This is a genomic window from Actinacidiphila sp. bgisy144, assembly GCF_057708105.1.
The window spans coordinates 202,165-224,200 of sequence record NZ_JBYIRM010000001.1 but is presented as its reverse complement, the minus strand read 5'-3'; the positions used below and the strand labels follow the sequence as shown (position 1 = coordinate 224,200).

The 22,036-nt window shown below is 72.6% G+C and carries 21 protein-coding genes; 11 read left to right on the top strand and 10 right to left on the bottom strand.

Going from position 1 to position 22,036, the window contains the following annotated elements; all coding sequences use genetic code 11:
* The first annotated feature begins 151 nt into the window (after positions 1–151).
* The gene (locus AC3EVP_RS01080; RefSeq protein ID WP_435124853.1) at positions 152–652 is read left to right on the top strand and encodes a VanZ family protein; all 501 of its coding nucleotides are present in this window, start codon (positions 152–154) and stop codon (positions 650–652) included.
* Between the two features lie 108 nt (positions 653–760).
* On the opposite strand, the gene AC3EVP_RS01075 is transcribed toward AC3EVP_RS01080, so the two are convergent.
* Both AC3EVP_RS01075 and AC3EVP_RS01070 read right to left on the bottom strand, forming a co-directional pair.
* A complete protein-coding gene (locus AC3EVP_RS01075; protein ID WP_335981737.1) occupies positions 761–1,072 on the bottom strand; it encodes a hypothetical protein in 312 nt (103 codons plus the stop codon).
* A gap of 92 nt (positions 1,073–1,164) precedes the next feature.
* Entirely contained in the window at positions 1,165–2,328 is a 1,164-nt protein-coding gene (locus AC3EVP_RS01070) for an adenosine deaminase (RefSeq protein WP_335981735.1), read from the bottom strand.
* 100 nt (positions 2,329–2,428) lie between these two features.
* Here AC3EVP_RS01070 and AC3EVP_RS01065 point away from each other — a divergent pair, with 100 nt between their 5' ends.
* From AC3EVP_RS01065 to AC3EVP_RS01055, 3 genes are all read left to right on the top strand, one after another.
* Positions 2,429–3,211: a dienelactone hydrolase family protein gene (locus AC3EVP_RS01065; RefSeq protein ID WP_335981733.1), complete on the top strand. Its 783-nt coding sequence runs from the start codon at positions 2,429–2,431 to the stop codon at positions 3,209–3,211.
* A 61-nt stretch (positions 3,212–3,272) separates the two neighbouring features.
* A complete protein-coding gene (locus AC3EVP_RS01060; protein ID WP_435124848.1) occupies positions 3,273–3,749 on the top strand; it encodes a hypothetical protein in 477 nt (158 codons plus the stop codon).
* Complete coding sequence (locus AC3EVP_RS01055) at positions 3,746–4,099, top strand: hypothetical protein (RefSeq protein WP_435124845.1); 354 nt, start codon at positions 3,746–3,748, stop codon at positions 4,097–4,099. Before AC3EVP_RS01060 ends, AC3EVP_RS01055 begins: the two co-directional genes overlap by 4 nt.
* Before the next feature lie 53 nt (positions 4,100–4,152).
* Here the strand turns inward: AC3EVP_RS01055 and AC3EVP_RS01050 are convergent, their stop codons facing one another.
* From AC3EVP_RS01050 to deoC, 3 genes are read right to left on the bottom strand one after another with little or no spacing between them, the layout of a single operon-like run.
* The gene (locus tag AC3EVP_RS01050; RefSeq protein ID WP_335981731.1) at positions 4,153–5,082 is read right to left on the bottom strand and encodes an aldehyde dehydrogenase family protein; all 930 of its coding nucleotides are present in this window, start codon (positions 5,080–5,082) and stop codon (positions 4,153–4,155) included.
* Complete coding sequence (locus AC3EVP_RS01045) at positions 5,079–6,536, bottom strand: aldehyde dehydrogenase family protein (RefSeq protein ID WP_335981730.1); 1,458 nt, start codon at positions 6,534–6,536, stop codon at positions 5,079–5,081. The genes AC3EVP_RS01050 and AC3EVP_RS01045 overlap by 4 nt, the downstream gene beginning before the upstream one ends.
* Before the next feature lie 6 nt (positions 6,537–6,542).
* Positions 6,543–7,580: a deoxyribose-phosphate aldolase gene (deoC, locus tag AC3EVP_RS01040; protein WP_435125566.1), complete on the bottom strand. Its 1,038-nt coding sequence runs from the start codon at positions 7,578–7,580 to the stop codon at positions 6,543–6,545.
* Positions 7,581–7,983: 403 nt separating this feature from the next.
* Here deoC and AC3EVP_RS01035 point away from each other — a divergent pair, with 403 nt between their 5' ends.
* The gene (locus AC3EVP_RS01035) at positions 7,984–8,667 is read left to right on the top strand and encodes a PH domain-containing protein (protein ID WP_335981728.1); all 684 of its coding nucleotides are present in this window, start codon (positions 7,984–7,986) and stop codon (positions 8,665–8,667) included.
* A gap of 94 nt (positions 8,668–8,761) precedes the next feature.
* On the opposite strand, the gene AC3EVP_RS01030 is transcribed toward AC3EVP_RS01035, so the two are convergent.
* The 3 genes from AC3EVP_RS01030 to AC3EVP_RS01020 form a co-directional block, all read right to left on the bottom strand.
* Complete coding sequence (locus tag AC3EVP_RS01030) at positions 8,762–10,444, bottom strand: phospho-sugar mutase (protein WP_435124841.1); 1,683 nt, start codon at positions 10,442–10,444, stop codon at positions 8,762–8,764.
* Positions 10,445–10,723: 279 nt separating this feature from the next.
* The gene (locus AC3EVP_RS01025; protein ID WP_335981724.1) at positions 10,724–11,533 is read right to left on the bottom strand and encodes a purine-nucleoside phosphorylase; all 810 of its coding nucleotides are present in this window, start codon (positions 11,531–11,533) and stop codon (positions 10,724–10,726) included.
* 158 nt (positions 11,534–11,691) lie between these two features.
* Complete coding sequence (locus AC3EVP_RS01020; protein WP_335981722.1) at positions 11,692–12,129, bottom strand: gamma-glutamylcyclotransferase family protein; 438 nt, start codon at positions 12,127–12,129, stop codon at positions 11,692–11,694.
* A gap of 162 nt (positions 12,130–12,291) precedes the next feature.
* Here AC3EVP_RS01020 and AC3EVP_RS01015 point away from each other — a divergent pair, with 162 nt between their 5' ends.
* The 5 genes from AC3EVP_RS01015 to AC3EVP_RS00995 all read left to right on the top strand — a co-directional run bounded on the left by AC3EVP_RS01015 (position 12,292) and on the right by AC3EVP_RS00995 (position 17,487).
* Positions 12,292–13,740, top strand: coding sequence for an NAD(P)H-quinone dehydrogenase (locus AC3EVP_RS01015; protein WP_335981721.1), 1,449 nt, complete (start codon positions 12,292–12,294; stop codon positions 13,738–13,740).
* A gap of 143 nt (positions 13,741–13,883) precedes the next feature.
* On the top strand, positions 13,884–14,189 hold the full coding sequence (locus AC3EVP_RS01010) for a hypothetical protein (RefSeq protein WP_335981719.1): 306 nt from the start codon (positions 13,884–13,886) through the stop codon (positions 14,187–14,189).
* Complete coding sequence (locus AC3EVP_RS01005; RefSeq protein ID WP_435124836.1) at positions 14,189–15,694, top strand: C2 family cysteine protease; 1,506 nt, start codon at positions 14,189–14,191, stop codon at positions 15,692–15,694. The genes AC3EVP_RS01010 and AC3EVP_RS01005 overlap by 1 nt, the downstream gene beginning before the upstream one ends.
* Positions 15,694–16,425 (top strand): hypothetical protein, encoded by a 732-nt coding sequence (locus AC3EVP_RS01000; RefSeq protein ID WP_435124833.1) that lies wholly within the window; start codon positions 15,694–15,696, stop codon positions 16,423–16,425. Before AC3EVP_RS01005 ends, AC3EVP_RS01000 begins: the two co-directional genes overlap by 1 nt.
* A gap of 153 nt (positions 16,426–16,578) precedes the next feature.
* Positions 16,579–17,487: a DeoR/GlpR family DNA-binding transcription regulator gene (locus AC3EVP_RS00995; RefSeq protein ID WP_435172850.1), complete on the top strand. Its 909-nt coding sequence runs from the start codon at positions 16,579–16,581 to the stop codon at positions 17,485–17,487.
* A 58-nt stretch (positions 17,488–17,545) separates the two neighbouring features.
* Here AC3EVP_RS00995 and AC3EVP_RS00990 read toward each other — a convergent pair whose 3' ends face one another.
* Positions 17,546–18,109: a TetR/AcrR family transcriptional regulator gene (locus AC3EVP_RS00990; protein ID WP_435124829.1), complete on the bottom strand. Its 564-nt coding sequence runs from the start codon at positions 18,107–18,109 to the stop codon at positions 17,546–17,548.
* Positions 18,110–18,239: 130 nt separating this feature from the next.
* On the opposite strand from AC3EVP_RS00990, the gene AC3EVP_RS00985 reads away from it, so the two are divergent.
* The gene (locus AC3EVP_RS00985; protein ID WP_435124826.1) at positions 18,240–19,781 is read left to right on the top strand and encodes an MFS transporter; all 1,542 of its coding nucleotides are present in this window, start codon (positions 18,240–18,242) and stop codon (positions 19,779–19,781) included.
* A gap of 93 nt (positions 19,782–19,874) precedes the next feature.
* Here the strand turns inward: AC3EVP_RS00985 and AC3EVP_RS00980 are convergent, their stop codons facing one another.
* Positions 19,875–21,635: an acetyl/propionyl/methylcrotonyl-CoA carboxylase subunit alpha gene (locus AC3EVP_RS00980; RefSeq protein WP_435124823.1), complete on the bottom strand. Its 1,761-nt coding sequence runs from the start codon at positions 21,633–21,635 to the stop codon at positions 19,875–19,877.
* Positions 21,636–22,036 lie beyond the last annotated feature (401 nt).

The following is a 22,036-nucleotide window of genomic DNA, read 5'->3' as shown; positions in this document are numbered from 1 at the left end:
GCGCCGGAGCGTCCCGGGGCGGGCCCGCGCCGGGCCCGGTGGCGGTGGCAACTGCCCCGCACGCGGCTTGTGATGGGGATCACGCAGGTGGCGGGCGTGTCGCGGTGGCGGACCGGGAACCGGCGCGCGCGACCCGGACGTCATCGACAACGTGCGGCACGACGGCTTCGTCTTCAGGGTGCGCGCGGCCGGGCTGCTGCTCACCGCCGCATATCTCGTGTTGGTCGGGTGGCAGCTCCTGCGGCCGCACAACGTGGCGTGGGTGTCCGCGCCCAACCTCCAGCCGCTGGACACCATCCGCGACGACCTGTCGCTGGGGCCCCTGCAAGCCGCCCGGCGGCTCGGCGCGGGGCTGGGGCTGCTGGCCCCCCTCGGCGTGCTCCTGCCGATGGCCGGCGGCCGGGCGGACAGCTCGGGGCTCGCGTCCTTCGTCCGCACCACCTTCGCCGGCCTGATGGTCTCCCTGCTCGTGGAGTTCGCCCAGACCATGGTGCCCGGGCAGATCTTCGACGTGGACGCCCTCATCCTCAACACGGTGGGCGTCGCCGCCGCGCACCTGCTGATCGTGCCGGCCGCCCGGCGCCGTATCCTCCGCGAGGCCGCGCCGATCCCCCAGACCGCCCACGAACCCCTCCCGGCCAGCATGCCGTAGGCCCGCGCCGGCGCCCCGCCCCGACGCACGACGTTCCCCGCACCCGGCAAGGGGTACGGGGAACGCCGCGGAGTGCGGCCACCGCCGGCCGCGGGGTCCCTTGCGGGGTCAGCCGCCGATCGGCAGGCCGCCGAGCAGGCCGGTGGCCGAGCCCAGGGAGTTGCCGGAGAGGTGGTTGCCCGACGGCAGCAGGCTGGTGGCCGAGCCCGTCGGCAGCGCGGACGTGCCGTTGCTGAGCGCGGTCTGCGCGCCGGTCACCGTGGAGGCGGCACCCGGCAGCAGGTTGGCGGCCGAGCCGACCGGCGCGAGGGCGTCGCTCGACTGCGCCAGCCCGGCCGCGGACGCGGTGCCCGCAGCAGCGGCGGTGACGGCCAGCCCGAGGACGGCGGTCGTGAGGGTCTTCTTGGTGAGGGTCTGCATGAGCACAGAACGTAGTGACGCGGGCGCGCCGTGTGCAACCGGCGTGGCGCGGCTCCGCGCCCGCCGCGCGCCGCGCCGCGCCGGCGCCGGGTTCAGCCCTGCTCGGCGGCGGAACCGCTGGCCACGGAGGGTGCGGCGGCGCCCGCCGCGAAGAGCCACTCGGCCTTGAGGGCCGCATAACCGGGCTTGATCACCTCGTTGATCATGGCGAGTCGTTCATCAAAAGGGATGAACGCCGACTTCATCGCATTGACGGTGAACCACTGCATGTCGTCCAGCGTGTAGCCGAACGCCTCGACGAGGTGGCCGAACTCCTCGCTCATGCTGGTGCCGGACATCAGCCGGTTGTCGGTGTTGACGGTGACCCGGAAGTGCAGCCGCCGCAGCAGCCCGATGGGGTGCTCGCGGTAGGAGGTGGCGGCGCCTGTCTGGAGGTTGGAGGTGGGGCACATCTCCAGCGGCACCCGCTTGTCGCGGACGTAGGAGGCGAGCCGGCCCAGGTGCACCCCGTCGCCGTCGACGGTGATGTCGTCGATGATCCGCACACCGTGGCCGAGCCGGTCGGCGCCGCACCACTGGAGGGCCTGCCAGATCGACGGCAGGCCGAACGCCTCCCCGGCGTGGATGGTGAAGTGGTTGTTCTCGCGCTTGAGGTAGTCGAACGCGTCCAGGTGCCGGGTGGGCGGGAAGCCCGCCTCGGCGCCGGCGATGTCGAAGCCGACGACGCCCAGGTCCCGGTAGCGGTTGGCGAGTTCGGCGATCTCCTGGGAGCGGGCGGCGTGCCGCATCGCGGTGAGCAGCGCGCCCACCCTGATCCGGTGGCCCGCCTCGCGCGCCCGCCGCTCGCCGTCGCGGAAGCCCTCGTTGACCGCCTCGACGACCTCCTCCAGCGACAGTCCGCCCTCCAGGTGCTGCTCGGGGGCGTAGCGCACCTCGGCGTAGACCACGCCGTCGGCCGCCAGGTCCTGCGCGCACTCGGCGGCGACCCGCACCAGCGCGTCGCGGGTCTGCATCACCGCGCAGGTGTGGGAGAAGGTCTCCAGGTACCGTTCGAGGGAACCGGAGTCGGCCGCCTCGCGGAACCACAGGCCGAGCTTGTCCGGGTCGGTCTCGGGCAGCCCTTCGTATCCGGTCGCCCGGGCGATGTCCACGATCGTGCCGGGGCGCAGGCCGCCGTCGAGGTGGTCGTGGAGCAGGACTTTCGGGGCGCGGCGGATCTGCTCCCCCGAGGGGAGGGTGGGCGTGGCGTTCTCCATCCTCGAACGATAGCCCCTACGCGCGTAGATATCGCCTTCCAGGCAACTATTTTCCGCCTGGCCATCGAACGCACACCCTCCTGTCTGCCATCGTTGCGCCATGGCTTCGCAAGCATTACCGGCGCGTGGCGCACGACTCGGGCGGCAGGTGGCACCCGGGCGCACACCACGGCAGCAGGGGCAGCACACCGAGGTGCCGACCGTGCGCGCGGTGGTGCTCGCGCTGCCCGGCGGCAACGCGCTGAGCACCCGGCGGCGTTCGCCGATGGCCGCGGCCGCGATGTGGCCGCTGACCCGGCACCTGGTGCGGGTCGGTGCGGCCGACGGGGTGGCCGCGCACGTCGTGCACTACCGCTTCCGCGGGTGGAACGGCGCGCACGCGCACCCCGCGGAGGACGCGGAGTGGGCGGTCGGCGAGGTCGTACGCCGCTACGGCGACGTGCCCGTCTGCCTGCTCGGGACCGACATGGGCGCGCGGGCGGCGCTGCACGCCGCAGGGCACCCCGCCGTGCGCTCCGCCGTCGCGCTCGCGCCCTGGCTGCCGGAGGGCGACGAGCCCGAGCCGGTGAAGCAGCTCAACGGGCGGCACGTGCTGATCGTGCACGGCACCGACGACAGCACGACCGACCCCGAGCTGTCGTACGAGCTCGCCGAGCGGGCGAAGAAGGGGAACCGGGAGGTCTGCCGGTTCGAGGTGCACTCCGACGGGCACGGGCTGCACCACCACCGCCACGAAGTGGCCGCGCTCGCCGCGGACTTCGTCCTCGGCACCCTCCTCGAACGCCCCTTCTCCCGCCCCGTCGCCGACGCCCTCGCGGCCCCGCCGCCCCTCGGCCTGCGCATGCCCCTGGCCGCCGGCTTCGGCCGCACCCTCTCCCGCTGACCGGACGCCCGGACGGAGGAAGCCCGTGCGCGAGAGGGACATCCGAAGTAGTGTGGATGTCATGACCTCTGCCTACGAGGACGTTCCGTTCAGCGAACTGCTGCATCATCCGGCGGCGACCGCGCGCAGGCTCGACGCCGTGCGTGCGCTCAGACTGCGGCGACGCGACGCGGAAGACCTGGCCTTGATGAGCGTGACGCAGATGGAGCAGGACGCCACCGTCGTCGACTTCTCCGCCCGGCTGCTGGCCGGCCTGGTGCGGAGCGAGAACATCGCCGCACTGCGGCAGGTGCTGCCCGAAGCGCTGCCGTGGAGCACGTTTCTGCCCGCGGACGACATCGACGCGCTGCTGTCCGAGTTGGTGGCCACCGCACGCGGGGCGCTGGCTCTGGACAACCTCGCGCCGATCGCGCTGCTGCTCGCCCAGTGGCGCCACACCGCCGAGGTCCACGCGGACCCGGCACTGCATGCCCTCCTCACCCGCGAACCCGAGGGAGACCTCGGGCCGGTGCCCGTTCCGGAGAACGGCGGCGCATGACACCCAAACGCGGTGACCGCGCCGCGCCGCCTCCGGTCGGCACCGAGTACGACCTGCGCTTCGCCAGCGCCGAAGCGGCCGACGGATGGGAGCAGTTGGCCCGACAGGCCGCGGGCAACCTCCGACGGGCGTTCGACCGTATCCGTGCGGCACCCCGCGCCACGGACCAGCCCACGCGCCACCACCGCTTGAAGGGTTCCCTCGGGAGCGGCGTCTTCAAGGGCTGCTCGCTGGAACGCTGGCAGTACGAAGTCACGTCGGGCGGACGCATCTGGTATCTCGTGGACGATGACACGCGGACCGCATGGATCACCTACGCCGGTACCGGTCACCCCAAGGCGACCGACTGAACGTCGCCGCGGGGTGACCGGGGGGTGGTCCGGTGGGGAACCGGGGCCCGGGGTCAGACGCCGGTGGGGTGCCAGACGGTTTTGGTCTCGAGCCAGGCGGTGAGGCGGGAGGTGCCCGGGGAGGCGGTCCAGGTCTCGGCGGGGGAGGGGCGGCGGACGCGCTTGAGGTTGTCGGCGGCGGCGGCCTCGAGTTCGGCGGCGAGTTCGGGAGCCGCGCCGGTGAGGTCGATCGCGTTGACGTCCTGGTGGGCGGCGAGCGGCGCCGCGAGCTCGGCGGTGCGGCCGGAGAGGATGTTGACCACGCCGCCGGGGACGTCGGAGGTCGCCAGCACCTCGCCGAGGGAGAGGGCGGGCAGGGGCGCGCGCTCGGCGGCGACCACCACCGCGGTGTTGCCGGTGGCGATCACCGGCGCGAGGACGGAGACCAGCCCGAGCAGGGAGGAATCCTGCGGCGCGAGGACGGCCACCACGCCGGTCGGCTCCGGCGTGGACAGGTTGAAGTAAGGACCGGCAACCGGGTTGGCGCCCCCTACCACCTGAGCGACCTTGTCCGTCCAGCCGGCGTACCAGACCCAGCGGTCCACCGCCGCGTCCACCACCGCGCCGGCCTTCGCCCGGGACAGCCCCTCCGCCTCGCCGACCTCGCGGACGTACTGCTCGCGCCGGCCCTCCAGCATCTCCGCGACGCGGTACAGCACCTGCCCGCGGTTGTACGCCGTCGCGCCCGACCAGCCCGCGAACGCCTTGCGCGCGGCCACCACCGCGTCCCGCGCGTCCTTGCGCGAGGCGAGCGGCGCGTTCGCCAGCCACGCCCCGCCGCCCCCGCCCTTGCCGCGGCCGCGACCACTGCCGCCGCCCTTGGACTCCGTCACCTCGTACACCCGGCCGCTCTCGGAACGGGGGAACTTCCCCCCGACGTACAGCTTGTAGGTCTTCAGGACGCTCAGCCGCGCCGCACCCTCAGTACGCTCGGACTCCGTCATCGGTCCAGCTCCCCTTCCTCGGCGAGGTACGCCGCCAGGCCGTGCCGGCCGCCCTCCCGGCCGTAGCCGGACTCCTTGTAACCGCCGAACGGCGAGGTGGGGTCGAACTTGTTGAACGTGTTCGCCCACACCACCCCCGCCCGCAGCCGGTCCGCCATCGCCAGGATGCGCGAACCCTTCTCCGTCCAGATCCCCGCGGACAGCCCGTACGGCGTGTTGTTCGCCTTCTCCACCGCCTCCGCCGGGGTGCGGAAGGTCAGCACCGACAGCACCGGGCCGAAGATCTCCTCCCGCGCGATCCGGTGCGCCTGCGTCACCCCGGTGAACAACGTCGGCGCGAACCAGTAGCCGGACGTGGGCAGTTCGCACGCCGGCGCCCACCGCTCGGCGCCCTCCGCCTCGCCCGCCGCGGCCAGCTCGGTGATCCGGGCCAGCTGCTCGGCGGAGTTGATCGCGCCGATGTCGGTGTTCTTGTCCAGCGGGTCGCCCACCCGCAAGGTGCCCATCCGCCGCTTCAGCGCGTCCAGCACCTCCTCCTGCACCGACTCCTGGACCAGCAGCCGCGACCCGGCGCAGCACACATGGCCCTGGTTGAAGAAGATCCCGTTGACGATGCCCTCGACGGCCTGGTCGACCGGCGCGTCGTCGAAGACGATGTTCGCCGCCTTGCCGCCCAGCTCCAGCGTCACCTTCTTGCGGCTGCCCGCCACCGTGCGGGCGATCGCCTTGCCGACCTCCGTCGACCCGGTGAACGCGACCTTGTCCACGCCCTCGTGCGCGACCAGCGCCGCGCCCGCGTCGCCGTAGCCGGTGAGGATGTTGACCACCCCGCGCGGCAGGCCCGCCTGGCGGCACACGTCCGCGAAGAACAGCGCGCTCAGCGGAGTGGTCTCGGCCGGCTTGAGTACCACCGTGTTGCCCGCGGCCAGCGCCGGCGCGACCTTCCACGCCAGCATCAGCAGCGGGAAGTTCCACGGGATGACCTGCCCGGCCACGCCCAGCGGCCGCGGGGCGGGCCCGCAGCCGGCGTACTCCAGCTTGTCCGCCCAGCCCGCGTAGTAGAAGAAGTGCGCCGCCACCAGCGGCAGGTCCACGTCCCTGGTCTCGCGGATCGGCTTGCCGTTGTCCAGCGTCTCCAGCACCGCCAGCTCACGGGCCCGCTCCTGGAGGATGCGGGCGATCCGGAAGAGGTACTTGCCGCGCTCGGCGCCCGGCAGCGCCGACCACTTCCCGAACGCCTTGCGCGCCGCCCGCACCGCGCGGTCGACGTCCGCCTCACCGGCCCGCGCGACCTCCGCGAGCACCTCCTCGGTGGCGGGGGAGACGGTCTTGAAGACCCGGCCGTCGGCGGCCTCGGTGAACTCGCCGTCCACGAACAAGCCGTACGAGGGCGCGAGTTCCACGACCGCGCGGGACTCCGGCGCGGGCGCGTACGCGAACTTCTGGTCTGCCATGAGGGATCAGTCCACCGTGACGTAGTCGGGACCGGAGTACCGGCCGGTGCTGAGCTTCTGCCGCTGCATCAGCAGGTCGTTGAGGAGGCTGGAGGCGCCGAAGCGGAACCACTGCGGCGACAGCCAGTCGTCTCCCAGGGTCTCGTTCACCATCACCAGGTACTTCACCGCGTCCTTCGCGGTACGGATGCCGCCGGCCGGCTTCACCCCGATCTGCACGCCGGTCGCGCGGCGGAAGTCGCGGACCGCCTCCAGCATCACCAGGGTGTTCGCCGGGGTGGCGTTCACCCCGACCTTGCCGGTCGAGGTCTTGATGAAGTCCGCGCCCGCGAGCATCGCCAGCCACGAGCAGCGGCGGATGTTGTCGTACGTCGACAGCTCGCCGTTCTCGAAGATCACCTTCAGGTGGGCGCGGGTGCCGTCGGGGCGGACACAGGCCGCCCGCACCTCCCGGATCTCCTCGAAGACGTCCAGGTAGCGGCCGGACAGGAACGCGCCGCGGTCGATCACCATGTCGATCTCGTCCGCGCCCGCCGCGACCGCCTCCGCGGTGTCCGCGAGCTTCACGCGGCGCGCGGCCCGGCCGGAGGGGAACGCGGTCGCCACCGCGGCGACGTGCACCTGCTCGCCGCCCGCCGCCGCCAGCGCCTCTTTCGCGGTCGCGACCATGTCGCCGTACACGCAGATCGCCGCGACGCGCGGAACCGTACGGTCGGTGGGGTCCGGGCGGACGCCCTTCGCGCACAGGGCGCGGACCTTGCCGGCCGTGTCCGCGCCTTCCAGCGTGGTCAGGTCGATCATCGAGATCGCCAGGTCGATCGCGTACGCCTTCGCGGTCGTCTTGATCGAGCGCGTACCCAGGGCTGCCGCCCGCGCCTCCAGGCCGACGGCGTCCACGCCGGGCAGTCCGTGCAGGTAGCTGCGCAGGGCCTGGGCGGAAGAGGCGACGTCCGCGAGGCCGGGCACGCCGGGGATGCCGGGGGTGCCGGGCACGCCGACGGCGTCGGCGACGTCGGGAGGGGGCGGGGGAACTTCGGAGGACATGGTCACCACATCACCATATCTACGCGCGTAACAGGTCGGCCAGTCCCCCCGGGGTGCGCGCTTCCCCCGTCCCGGGACCACCCCCCGGCGTCCGGCTGACCGCGCCGTTCCCCGCGCCCCTCGGGCTCTCGCCGTTGTGGTTGTGGGGCGCGCCCGGCGGCGGGCCGGTGACCTGTTGCGCGCGCCGTTCCCCGCGCCCCTTTGGGGCGCGAGCTTCTTTCGCGGGAGGAGCCGAGCATTACCAGGGGCGCGGGGAACTGCGCGACCAGCCCGTGGTGACCGCAAGGCCCCGGCACCCACAGGACGGGGCAGCCCGGAGGGCCCACCCACCGGGAGGTGGTCCCGCAGCTCCGCGGACGGGGCAGACCGGGGGGTCCGGCGCGCCGTGAGGCAGAATCGGGGGATGACGAGCTCGAAGAAGGACCGCTCGGGTCCGGCCGCGGCCGGGGACGGGCAGCCGAAGTACGCCGACCGCGCCTACCGCTCGGTCGCGGGGGTCGTGGGCGGTGTGCTGCTGCTCGTCCTGGTGGGGTGGATCGGGGGCGACGCCGTCGCCCGCGGCACCGGCCACACCCCGTGGCTCGCGCTCGCCGCGATGCTCTGCGCGGTCCCCCTGATCGTGGCGTTCACCCTGCGCCCGGTGGTCTACGCCAACGACGACCGCATCCGGGTGCGCAACCCCTTCCGTACGATCACGGTGCCGTGGCCCGGCGTGGAGAGCATCCGCTCCGGCTACTCGACGGAGATGCTGGCCGGCGGCCGCAAGTTCCAGCTCTGGGCGATCCCGGTGTCGGTGCGGGCCCGCAAGAGCGCGGCCAAGCAGACCGAGCGGGCCCAGTCCGGGGGCGGCCGCCGCGACCCGTTCGGCCCGATCCCGCGCCGCCGCCCGGGGCAGCCGGACGCCGACGGCACCGTACGGGCGCCGTCCGACCGCGCGGTGTACGAACTGCGCGAACTGGCCGACCGCCACGAGGCGCGGCCGGGCGAGGAGGAGCAGGCGCACCCGGTGATCCGCTGGTGCTACGAGGTCATCGCGCCATCGGTGGCCGGCGCGATCGTGCTGGCGGTGCTGGCGGCCACCGCCTGAGACAGCCGCCTGAACGGGACCGGTACCTCCCGTTCCCCCGTACGCCGCGGCGCCGTGCGCGAAGAAGGCGCACGGCGCCGCGGCGTACGCTGGTTCAGATGCCCGCCGCGGCCGCCAGGTCGCGCTTGAGGGCGGTGAGCAGGCCGGCCGCGGCGGCGCGGGCCGCGGGCAGGGCCGCGGCGGCGGCGACCGGCACCACCACCTCCAGGTAGCACTTGAGCTTCGGCTCGGTGCCGCTGGGCCGGACCACCACCCGGGCACCGTCCACCCCGGGCCCGGCCAGGCGGTAGCGCAGGCCGTCGGTGGGCGGCAACTCCGCCGACCCGGCGGCCAGGTCGTCGACGCCGGTGACGTCCAGCCCCGCGAGGGCGGCCGGGGGGTGCGCCCGCAGGCGCTCCATGGCCGCGCCGATCAGCGACAGGTCCGCGACCCGCGCGGAGAGCTGGTCGGTGGCGTGCAGCCCGTGCTCGAGGGCGAGCTCGTCGAGCAGGTCGCCGAGCGTACGGGCCTCCCGCTTCAGGTCGGCGGCGAGTTCGGCGACCATCAGCGCCGCGGTGATCCCGTCCTTGTCGCGCACCCCCGCCGGGTCGACGCAGTAGCCGAGCGCCTCCTCGTAGCCGTAGCGCAGGCCCGGCACGCGGGAGATCCACTTGAAACCGGTGAGGGTGTCGGCGTAGCCGAGGCCGGCGCGGGCGGCGATCTTCGACAGCAGCGACGAGGAGACGATGCTCGCCGCGAAGGTGTCCCGGCCCGGTACGGCCGCCTCGCGCCGCACCAGGTGGACCGCGAGCAGCGCACCCAGCTCGTCGCCGCGCAGCATCCGCCAGCCGCCGGGCGCGTTCGGGTCCGGTACGGCCGCCGCGCAGCGGTCCGCGTCCGGGTCGTTGGCGATCACCAGGTCCGGGCCGTGCGCGCGGGCGGCTTCGAACGCGAGGTCCATCGCACCGGGTTCCTCGGGGTTGGGGAACGCCACCGTCGGGAAGTCCGGGTCGGGCGCCGCCTGCCGCGGCACCACCGCGGGCGCGGGGAAGCCGGCCCGGTCGAACGCGGCGCGCAGCGTCTCCAGGCCAACCCCGTGCATCGGCGTGTACACGGTGGACACCTCGCGCGGGCCGCCCGGCGCGACGACCCCCACCGCGCGCTCCAGGTACGCCGCCACGACCTCCTCGCCCAGCACGGTCCAGCCGTCCTCGGGGGCCGGCACCGTCTTCAACGGGCCCACCGCCGCGATCCGCGCGGCGATCTCCGCGTCCGCGGGGGGCACGATCTGCGAGCCGTCGCCGAGGTACACCTTGTAGCCGTTGTCCTGCGGCGGGTTGTGGCTCGCGGTGACCATCACGCCCGCGGCGGCGCCGAGATGGCGGATCGCGAACGCCAGGACCGGGGTCGGCAGCGGGCGCGGCAGCACCGCCGCGGGCAGACCCGCACCCGTCAGCACCGCCGCGGTGTCCCGGGCGAAGCGCTCCGACCTGTGCCGTGCGTCGTACCCGATCACGACCAGGCCGCCGCCCGGGTGGTCCGGGAACGCGTCCTTCACGTACGCGGCCAGACCGGCCGCGGCGCGCATCACCACCACCCGGTTCATCCGCATCGGGCCCGCGCCCATCGCCCCGCGCAGCCCGGCGGTACCGAACTCCAGGGTCCCCCGGAAACGGTCCGCCACATCCGCCCGGGCCTCCTCGTCGCCCTCCGCCGCGGCCCCTACCAGAGCCTCCAGCTCAGCGCGGGTTTCGGGGTCGGGGTCCTCAGCGATCCACTGCGTGGGCTCCAGCCGCACCGTCGGTTCACCTTCTTCCGGTCTCGCCTGCCCTCAATCGCCGGGCGGGCTCGGTGTTTGCGCGGGTTGTGCCGTGTGCCTGCCCTCAATCGCCGGGCGGGCTTGTTTGTGGCGGGTACCGATGATCAGCCTGCCCGGCGTTTGAGGGCAGACATGCGGGTCCGGGCGAGCCAATTCAGCCCGCCCGGCGATTGAGGGCAGTCGAGCGGGCGGAGGCCAACCGATCAAGCCCGCCCGGCGTTTGAGGGCAAAGGGGCGGGCGGGCGGGATGGGCACCGTTCAGAGGCGGCCCAGCACCTCGCAGAGGAGCGCCCCCATGCGCGTCGCGGAAACCCTCCCCGCCTCAAGGACCTCCTCGTGGTTGAGGGGCGCCCCGGTCATCCCGGCCGCGAGGTTGGTGACGAGGGAGATCCCGAGCACCTCGGCCCCCGCCTCGCGCGCAGCGATCGCCTCGAGGGCGGTGGACATCCCGACGAGGTCCCCGCCTATCGCCCGCACCATCCCGATCTCGGCGGGCGTCTCGTAGTGCGGCCCGGGCAGTTGGACGTAGACGCCTTCCTCCAGGGTGGGGTCGACCTCGCGGCACAGCGTCCGCAGCCGCGGCGAGTAGAGGTCGGTGAGGTCGACGAAGCGCGGCCCGCGCAGGGGCGAGGTGGCGGTGAGGTTGATGTGGTCGCTGATGAGGACGGGCTGCCCGGGGAGGAAGCCGGGGCGCAGCCCCCCGCAGCCGTTGGTGAGGACGATGGTCTTGCAGCCGGCGGCGACAGCGGTGCGGACGCCGTGGACGACGGTGTCGACGCCGCGCCCTTCGTAGAGGTGGGTGCGGCCGAGGTAGACCAGGGCGCGCACCGCGCCGATCCGTACCGAGCGGACCTGTCCGGAGTGCCCGGCGACGGCGGGCTCGGGGAAGCCGGGCAGATCGGTGACCGGTACCTCGTGGTCGGGGGCGCCGAGTGCGTCGGCGGCGGGCACCCAGCCCGAGCCCATGACGAGGGCCACGTCGTGTGTGTCGGCGCCGGTCAGCTCGCGGAGGCGGGCGGCGGCGGCCTCGGCCGCGGCGTAGGGATCGGGTTCTGGGGAAGCGTTCACGCGGATGAGAGTAACCCGTGTTTCCCTACGCGCGTAGACGCCGCGAAGACCTGGTGGTGGGAAATCGGATCTTCCGACCATCGACGAGGGGGCCGGCGCTCGTCCACCCGGGTGGGCGGGGCCGTGCGGGCCGCCTCAGCAGGGCCGCTTGCGCAGCCTCAGCAGGGCCGCTTGCGCAGCTCCATCACGTAGTCGTGGGGCGCCCCGGCGGACTCGGCGGCGTCGGCGATCTCGCCGAGGTAGCGGGCGGAGGGCAGGCCGCCCTCGTAGTCGTTGAGGACGTACAGCCAGGCCGCCACGTCGCCGTCGAGGGTGTGGACCCGCAGGGTCGTGCGCCGGTAGATGCCCAGGGGCACGCCCTCCCAGCGGTCCATCGACTCCTCGTCCACCTCGGCGATGTCGTAGAGGCCGACGAAGACCTGTTCCTCGGGTGCCTCCACGAGCGTGGCCAGCGCGCCCTCCCAGCCCATCTGCTCGCCGCCGAACGTCAGCCGCCACCCGTCGAGCCAGCCGGTGCCGCGCAGCGGGGAGTGCGGGGCGCGGCGCGTCATCAGCCGCGCGTCGAGGTTGCCGGCGTAGGCGGCGTAGAGCGACATGGACACGAGAGTACGGGAGCGGGGTTCACCCGGCGTAAGGAGCGGAAGGCGGGTCGGCGGCAGGTCAGGGGCGGGGTGCGCGCTCTTTCCGCGATCGCTTCTGCGCGCCCTTCCGCCGTACGGGCGGGACCCTGGCGGCGGTCGCTTGGCACGTGCGGGACAATGGGGTACGTGACTCGGATCGTGATCATCGGTGGCGGACCCGGCGGCTACGAGGCCGCGCTCGTTGCGGCGCAGCTCGGCGCGGAGGTGACCGTCGTGGATACCGACGGGCTGGGCGGTGCGTCGGTGCTGACCGACTGCGTGCCGTCCAAGACGCTCATCGCCACGGCCGAGGTGATGACGACCTTCGACTCCTCCTACGAGGAGCTGGGCATCATCGTCGGCGACGACGCGCCGCCGCTGGAACGTTCCGGCAGGGTGGTCGGGGTGGACCTCGGCAAGGTCAACCGCCGGGTGAAGCGGCTCGCGCTCGCCCAGTCGCATGACATCACCGCGGCCGTGACCCGGGCCGGCGCCCGGGTGATGCGCGGCCGGGGCCGGCTGGAGGGGTGCCAGACCGCCGGGGGCACCCGGTGCGTCGTGGTCGAGGCGGCCGACGGCAGCACCGAGCGGCTGACCGCGGAGGCGGTGCTGATCGCGACCGGCGCGCGCCCGCGCGAGCTGCCGGACGCGCTGCCCGACGGCGAGCGCATCCTGAACTGGACGCAGGTCTACAACCTCGACGAGCTGCCGGAGGAGCTGGTCGTGGTCGGCTCCGGCGTCACCGGCGCGGAGTTCGCCGGCGCGTACCAGGCGCTCGGCGCGCGCGTCACCCTCGTCTCCTCCCGGGACCGGGTGCTGCCGGGCGAGGACCCGGACGCGGCGGCAGTCCTGGAGGACGTCTTCCGCCGCCGCGGCATGAACGTGATGGCGCGCTCCCGGGCGCAGTCGGTGAAGCGGGTCGGCGACCGGGTCGAGGTCGCGCTCGCCGACGGCCGGGTGATCGAGGGCACGCACTGCCTGATGGCGGTCGGCGCGATCCCCAACACCGGCGGGATGGGCCTGGAGGAGGCGGGCGTCAAGCTCACCGACGCCGGTCACATCAAGACGGACAAGGTCTCCCGCACCAGCGCCCCCGGCGTCTACGCGGCCGGCGACGTCACCGGTGTCTTCGCGCTCGCGTCGGTCGCCGCGATGCAGGGCCGGATCGCGATGTACCACTTCCTCGGCGACGCGGTGGCCCCGCTCAACCTCAAGACCGTCTCCTCCAACGTCTTCACCGACCCGGAGATCGCCACCGTCGGCTACTCCCAGGCGGACATCGACGCCAAGCGGATCGAGGCGAACGTCGTCAAGCTGCCGCTGCTGCGCAACCCGCGGGCGAAGATGCAGGGCGTCCGCGACGGCTTCGTCAAGATCTTCTGCCGCCCCGGGACCGGGATCGTGGTCGGCGGCGTGGTGGTCGCGCCCAAGGCCAGCGAGCTGATCCACCCCATCTCGATCGCGGTCGACAACAGCCTGACCGTCGAGCAGATCGCGAACGCCTTCACCGTCTACCCCTCGCTGTCCGGCTCGATCGCCGAAGTCGCCCGCCAACTCCACACCCGCAAGGTCAACCACGCCAACTGACGCCCCGCACCCGGCCGGTGATCACTGGTTGTCACCGGACGGTCACGGTCGTTGCGGTTCCGTAACGCCCGGTCTGTCCGCCCTCCATCCGCGTCCCCCGCCCCCTACGGTGGCACCACTTTGTGTCCATCGGGGGGTGCCACATGGGACGAGCGCCGGACGAACCGGGCGAGACGCCCGCTCAGAAGAAGCAGCGAGCGAACGACTTACGCGACTGCGCGCGCGACGCCCGCACGATCGCGGGCTCTCTGGGGCCGTATCTGGACAGTGCGGTCGCCCAGGCCAACTCCGGGATCTGGAAAGGCCCGTACGCCGAGACGACGACCGCGATGCTCGGCTCGCGCAAGTCCACACTCCACCAGATGGCGTCCGATCTCGTCGCCGACGCCAAGCGCTGGGAGAACGCGGCCCAGACGTTGGAGGACGAGGCCGCGAAGGGGGCGCACTGATGGAGTTCGCCGGCTTCGACACCGACAAGATCGCCACGCTGGCCGGGGACCTGCAGAAGGCGAGCGAGGGCGCGGGTGGGCTGCACCGCAGGACCGCCGCCCTGCTCACGCGCGCCGACGAACTGCTCGACGGCAGCACACCGGTCACCACCAGTTCCCTGCTCCAGCCGCTCGTCGGCGACCTGATGGGAGGGATCTTCTTCGGCAACTACCGCTGCCTGCCCGGCACTCTGGTCCGCGAGCTCGACAGCACCCAGGCGTCGATGAAGCGCCGCAACGCCCAGCTCACCGGAGTGAAGGCCCTCGTCGACGGCGGCTACCACATCGACCCCTCGCTCTACTTCGACGACGAGACGGCGCCGGACCAGAAGAAGATCAACGCCGCGATGAGCGACCTCGCGAAGCTCAACGGCAAGGACGCCGGGGACACCGCCGGCCGCTCGGACCTGGAGCGGATCAAGGGCGACCTGGACGGGCTCACCCCGGCGGAACTCGACGCCTTCCTGGACAAGGTCCCGGCCGGCGACCTCGCCCACTTCAACACCGTCGCCGCCCACACCGGCAGCAGCGGCATCTGGCCTTTCGACCACGACAACGGCCTGCCCGCCGGCGAGTACCGCGACCTCACCAGTTCGCTGCTGGCCAAGGCGGGGCCCACGCACTGGCCCAAGATCGAGGCGGCCTTCCCGGTGCAGCCGGGATTCGACACGACGGATGCCTGGCTGGAGGGCCAGAACTCCCAGCGGGGCGAGGGCGTACCGGACATGCACTACGGCATGCCGACGGACCCGCTGTTCAAGAACCCCGGGACCGTCGATGCCTCCGGGGTGTCACAGGGCCAGATCGCCGACTGCTGGTACATGGCGTCGCTGGAGGCGACCGCCCAGGCCGACCCGAAGTTCATCGCCGACGGCATCAAGCAGAATCCCAACGGCACGGTGAACGTGCGGATCTGGGACAAGAGCGGCAAGATGCACTGGGTGACGGTCACACCGGACATCCCGATGGACGGCAACGACGTCCCCGTGTCCGCCTACGGCACCGGAGAGAGCTGGCCGGCCTACTACGAGAAGGCGTTCGCCCTGATGTACGCGGGCGACAAGGGCGGCGCCCCGGACGGCCACGAGGACGACCCGCTCTACGACCGCACGGAGCAGGGCGACTACGGCGCCACCGAGTGGGACGAGACCGACAAGGCGCCGCCCTATGTCACCGGCGACAAGTCGAAGTCGATCGACGGCGGCTTCGACGGGGTCAAGAAGGCGTACCAGTCGAGCCATCCGGTGATCGTCGCCACGCCGTCCGACGCCGACCTGAAGTCGAAGGGCCTCGATCCCCACTGGAACGACAAGTACGTGACGCGGCACGTCTTCTATGTGAAGGGCTTCGACGGCGACGGCAACATGATCCTGGGCAACCCCTGGGGGCCGGACCGCGACATCACCGTCACGCCGCAGCAGTACCACGACTACTTCACCGCTCCGCAGCGGCTCTCGGTGGACTGATGGACGTGTCGACGAAGCGGGCCCGGGCGGTGGGGGCCGGTATCTGCCTCCTGGCTGCGGCCGCGTGCGGCAACTCGGGTACGACAGCCGGGCATCCACCGAGCCCTTCCGTCTCCGCGTCCATGGACCCGGGGCCGGAGTGCGCGGGGCGGAAAGCGGCGCAGGGGCTGCACGTCCTGCTCCACGCCAAGGCCGCCCTGCCCGGCGGCACGGAAGTGGCCTACGACGCGGCGCACGCGGACGGCACCAGCCGCACCGCGGAGCTGGCAACCGGTTCCATCCGGCACACGGTGAAGGTCGCACAGCACGTCACCCTCGCCGGGCATGTGTACACCGTCGCGGAGATCTGCACCTACCGCGTCGTTCTGACCGGCCCGGGGCTGCACGCTCCGGCCGAGACGGGAGGGAAGATGTCCGACTGGCCCACCACCCGCGCGGGTGTGCTGTCGTTGCTCTGGCACGTGCCGGTCAACTCGCGGGACGACAGCGGCGTCGACAAGTCCATCGTGGTGACCGACATCGCCGCGGACCCGCCGCGGTGCGACATCAGCACGGTGATGGGCAAGGAGGGCGGAGGCACGTTCCGCGACGTGCCGGTCGGCGGTACCGTCGAGTTCGCGGGGCGGCTGTGGCAGGTGCAGTCCATCGACCTGGGGAACATGGACGCCGCCATCGACTCCAGCAGCTTCGCGCCCGGAGCGGTGCGCCTGAAGGACCTCGGGCGCGCCTAGGGTGGGAAGGGAACGTGCGGTCGAGGTATAGCACTTGGCGGTCTGTTTTGTGAACGACTTCCATCAACGGGCGCAAAACGCTGAAACCGTCCGGTCGTTGGCATTACTGTCGGTTCTGTGTTCGCTGCAGAACGTCGTCAGTTGATTCTGGAAATGGTGCGGGCCAACGGAGCGGTGTCGCTCCGGGAGCTCGCCCGGGTCGTCCAGACGTCCGAAGTGACCGTGCGCAGGGACGTGCGGGCGCTGGAGGCGGAAGGACTCTTGGACCGCCGGCATGGCGGTGCGGTGTTGCCGGGTGGCTTCAGCAGGGAGTCCGGCTTCCCGCAGAAATCCCATCTAGCGACCGCGGAGAAGACGGCCATCGCCGATCTCGCGGCCGGCCTCGTCGGGGAGGGCGAGGCGATCGTGGTCGGTGCGGGCACCACCACGCAGGAACTGGCCAGACGGCTGGCCCGGGTGCCCGGGCTGACCGTGGTGACCAACTCCCTGCTGGTGGCCCAGGCGCTGGCGCACGCCAACCGTGTCGAGGTGGTGATGACCGGGGGCACCCTGCGCGGCTCGAACTACGGGCTGGTCGGCAGCGGCGCCGAGCAGTCGCTGCAAGGGCTGCGGGTGTCCCGGGCGTTTCTGTCCGGCGCGGGGCTGACCGCCGAACGCGGGCTGTCGACGTCCAACATGCTCTCCGCGAGCGTGGACCGGGCGCTGGTGCAGGCCGCGGCGGAGGTGGTGGTGCTCGCCGACCACACGAAGCTCGGTACGGACACGATGTTCCAGACCGTGCCGACCGACCAGATCACCCATCTCGTCACCGACGACTCCGAGCCGGACGACGAGCGGGCGGGTACCGAACTCCAGGCGCTGGCCGACCGCGGTGTGCAGGTGACCGTGGCACCGGTGCCGGGTGCGGGCGCGGCGGCCGCCTCGGCCGCCACCGCCGAGACGCTCGCCTCCGGACGGGGGCTGCCCGGGCCTCGACGGCACCACCCGCTGCGCGGCGCCCCGCCGTTGGGCTCGGCGGGCGAGGGCTCGGCGGCCCGCCTGGCGGACGTCCGCCGCCGCTGAACGCGAGCGGCCGGCTCCCCGGGGAAGCGCCCCCGGGGAGCCGCCGCCCGGTGGGCGCTCACCGCTGGAGTTCCGGTGCGGGCTGCCGGACCCGGATGCCCTCCATCATCAGCGTCATGAGCCGCTTGAACACCCCGTGCTCCGAGGGGTCCTTCTCGGCCGCCTGCACCACCGCGTAGGTGAGTTTCAGCAGGTCGCCGATCTGGATGTCCGCCCGGACGTCGCCCTCCCGCTGGGCGCGGGTCAGCAGCACCGAACCCGCCTCGCGCATCCGCATTTTGCAGGCGGGCATCTGCGTGTCCGACGCCTCGCCGATGGCGGCGGCCATGCCGCGGTAGAGGGTGGAGTGCGTCGCGATCGCGTACAGCCACGTGGTGAGGGCCTCGGTCGGGTCGGCCGCGGTCGCGAGTTCGGCCGCCCGCTCGGACAGCGCGTCGATCTCGCGGTGGAAGACGCCGTTCATCAGGCTGTAGCGGTTGGGGAAGTGGCGGTAGAGGGTGCCGATGCCGACGCCCGCGTGCCGGGCGATGTCCTCCAGTGCGACGTCGGTGCCGTGCACGATGAACGCCTGCCGCGCCTCTTCGAGCAAACGGTCGTAGTTGCGCTGTGCGTCTGCCCGCATCCTGGTCACGCCTCCGTCCCGGAACATCCCGCCGAAATAGATGGTAGTTCCGGTGGTGGTTCCGGAGGAAGTCTCCGTATAGTTTCGGAGACGACCTCCGTTTACTTCCACCGCTGGAGGCTTCCTCGCCATGCCCACGCCCACGACGCGTGACTCCGACGGCTCACCCCGCCCGAGAAGCTCGACCCCTTCGGCCTCTGCCGTCCCTGCGGACCCTGCCACCCCGGCGGCGGCCCCGGCGGCCCCTGCGACCAGTGCGACCCGTCTCCCGGGCGCGGACCGTTCAGCCCGCGGCCGTGCCCATCCGTACCTCGTGCTGGGTGCCATCGTCGGCACCCAGCTGATGATCCTGCTCGACGCGACCGTGGTGAACGTCGCACTCCCCGGTATCGGCTCCCACCTGGGCTTCTCGGCGACCGGCATGTCCTGGGTGCTCAACGTCTACACCCTCGCCTTCGGCGGCCTGCTGCTGCTCGGCAGCCGAATAGGCGACCTGGTCGGACGCCGGACGGCGATGGTCTGGGGCGTCGGCGCCTTCACCGTCGCCTCGATCGCCGGCGGGCTGGCCAACGACGCCACCACCCTGCTGGTCGCCCGCGGCCTCCAGGGCGCGGCCGCCGCGCTCGCCGCACCCAGCACCCTCGCCCTGATCGCGACCTCCTTCGCCGAGGGCACCGAGCGCAACCGGGCGCTGAGCGTGTTCTCCGCGGTCTCCGGCGCGGGCTCGGCGATCGGGCTGACCGCCGGCGGCATCCTCACCGACCTGGGCACCTGGCGCTGGGTGTTCTTCGTCAACGTGCCGGTGGGCGCCGCGATCCTGCTGCTGGCCCCGCGCTTCGTCACGGAGACCGAGCGCCACCGCGGCGGCCGCTTCGACGTCGCGGGCGCCCTGACCGGCACCCTCGGCATGGCCACCCTGGTCTACGGCTTCATCCGGGTGGGCGAGAGCCGCTGGAGCGACGGACGCGCGATCACCTCGTTCGTGGCCGCCGTCGCGCTGCTCGGCGCGTTCCTGGTCAACGAGACGCGGGTGGAGCGGCCGTTGGTGGTGCTGCGGCTGTTCGCCGACCGCAACCGCGCCATCGCCTACGGCGTGATGCTGCTGGTGCCGGCCGGGATGTTCGGCGTCTTCTACTTCACCACCCAGTACCTCCAGACCTACCTGCACTTCAGCCCGTTGCGGACCGGCTTCGCGTTCCTGCCGCTGGCCGGGCTGCTGTTCGTCGCCGCGCGGCTCGCGCCACGCATGATCGGCAGGTTCGGCGCGAAGACGGTGGTGGCCCTCGGGCTGCCGCTCAACCTGGCGGGCACGGTCTGGATCACCCAGCTCAGCAGCTCCGACGGCTACGCGGCCGGGCTGCTCGGCCCGCTGATGCTGATCGGGTTCGGGGTGGGCTGGACGATGATGCCGCTGAACACCTTCATCCTCTCCGGCGTCCAGCCGAAGGAGGCCGGCTCCGCCTCGGGCCTGCTCCAGACGATGCAGCAGGTCGGCGGCAGCCTCGGGCTGTCGGTCCTGGTCACCGTCTTCGGCACGGTCTCCCGGCACACGCACGGCGACGCGTTCATCAGCGGCGCCACGGCCGCGTTCACCCTCGCGGCGGTCTTCGTGGCGGCCGCCCTGGTGATGGTGCTGCTGCTCAAGGCGCCCCCGAAGCCCCGGCTGCGCTGAGCGGCCGCGGAGCCGAGAAGCGGGCGGCGGCCGACCCGAAGGTCGCCCGCCGCCCGCTGCCGCGCCCCGTACGCCGGGCGCCCCGCGCGGACCTCAGTCCTTGATCTCGCAGATGAGCGCGCCGGAGGAGATCGACGCGCCGACCTCCGCCTTCAGGCCCACGACGGTGCCGGAGCGGTGCGCGTTGAGCGGCTGCTCCATCTTCATCGCCTCCAGGACCACGATCAGGTCGCCCTCGGCGACCTTCTGGCCCTCCTCGGCGGCCACCTTCACGATGGTGCCCTGCATCGGCGAGGCCAGCGTGTCACCGGACGCCGCCGCGGTCGCCTTCGTCGCGGCCCGCCGCTTCGGCTTGGCACCGGCGGCCAGCCCCGTACGGGCCAGCGTCATGCCCAGGTGCGCGGGCAGCGAGACCTCCAGGCGCTTGCCGCCGACCTCGACGACGACGGTCTCCCGGCCGCCGCCCTCCTCCTCGTCGGCCGCCTGTCCGGCGAACGGCGGGATGGTGTTGACGAACTCCGTCTCGATCCAGCGGGTGTGCACCGTGAACGGGTTCCCGTCCACCGGGGCGAACGCCGGGTCGACCACCACCGCGCGGTGGAACGGGATCGCGGTCGCCATCCCCTCCACCGTGAACTCGCCCAGCGCACGGGACGCGCGCTGCAACGCCTGCTCGCGCGTCGCCCCGGTCACCACCAGCTTCGCCAGCAGCGAGTCCCACGCCGGGCCGATCACACTGCCGGACTCCACGCCCGCGTCCAGCCGCACCCCGGGGCCCGACGGCGGCGTGAACAGCGTCACCGTGCCCGGCGCCGGGAGGAAGTTGCGCCCCGGGTCCTCGCCGTTGATCCGGAACTCGAACGAGTGGCCCCGCGACGGCGGGTCGTCGTAGCCGAGCGCCTCGCCGTCGGCGATCCGGAACATCTCCCGGACCAGGTCGATCCCGGAGACCTCCTCGGTGACCGGGTGCTCCACCTGGAGCCGGGTGTTGACCTCCAGGAAGGAGATCGTGCCATCCTGGCCGACCAGGAACTCGCAGGTGCCCGCGCCCACGTAGCCGGCCTCGCGCAGGATCGCCTTCGACGCGCTGTACAGCTGCGCGTTCTGCTCCTTCGACAGCCAGGGCGCCGGGGCCTCCTCCACCAGCTTCTGGTGGCGGCGCTGGAGGGAGCAGTCGCGGGTGGAGACCACCACGACATTGCCGTGGGTGTCGGCCAGGCACTGGGTCTCGACGTGCCGGGGGCGGTCCAGGTAGCGCTCCACGAAGCACTCGCCGCGGCCGAACGCGGCCACCGCCTCGCGCACCGCGGAGTCGTACAGCTCGGGGACCTCTTCGAGGGTGCGGGCGACCTTCAGGCCGCGGCCGCCGCCACCGAAGGCGGCCTTGATCGCGATGGGCAGGCCGTGCTCCTTCGCGAACGCCACGACCTCCTCCGCGCCGGAGACCGGGTCGGGGGTGCCGGCCACCAGCGGCGCGCCCGCGCGCTGGGCGATGTGACGGGCCGCCACCTTGTCGCCCAGGTCGCGGATCGCCTGCGGCGGCGGGCCGATCCAGGTCAGTCCGGCGTCCAGCACGGCCTGCGCGAACTCGGCGTTCTCCGACAGGAACCCGTAACCGGGGTGGACCGCGTCCGCCCCGGACTCGGCTGCGGCGGCCAGCACCTTCCCGATGTCGAGATAGCTGGTCGCCGGGGTGTCACCACCCAACGCGTACGCCTCGTCGGCAACCCGGACATGGACGGCGTCCCGGTCCGGCTCCGCGTACACCGCGACACTGCCGATGCCGGCGTCCCGGCACGCACGAGCGACACGGACAGCGATTTCACCGCGGTTGGCGATGAGCACCTTGCGCACGATGGCTCCCTCCTTGGAACAAGCAGAGTTTAGGCAATGGCCACACTTGAAACCGAGGCGCCCCTGGACGTGAGGTTGCCCACACGCAGGGTGATCCAGGGGCCTGGAGAACCCCGTGAAAGCCTGCTCATTCCAAGGTACGGCGCGGATTGGCGCAATGTCCCGCACTCCCGGGTGTGGATCGCGTCTCGCATGTCGGCCGACCTGCGACGCGCCGATCCTTTGTGGGATTCCTACGAACAGCGGACGGAAAATTTGCCGCCGCGCGTTCCCTGGCGGGTGGTTGGGTCAGGACCCTTGCCGCCGCGCATACCCGTGAGTAGCCTGCGAGCCCTGGGTACCTGGGGTAACTCCCGTGGAAATCCCGGCGGGTCGGGCCGCGGCGCAGGTGCGCGCCGCGG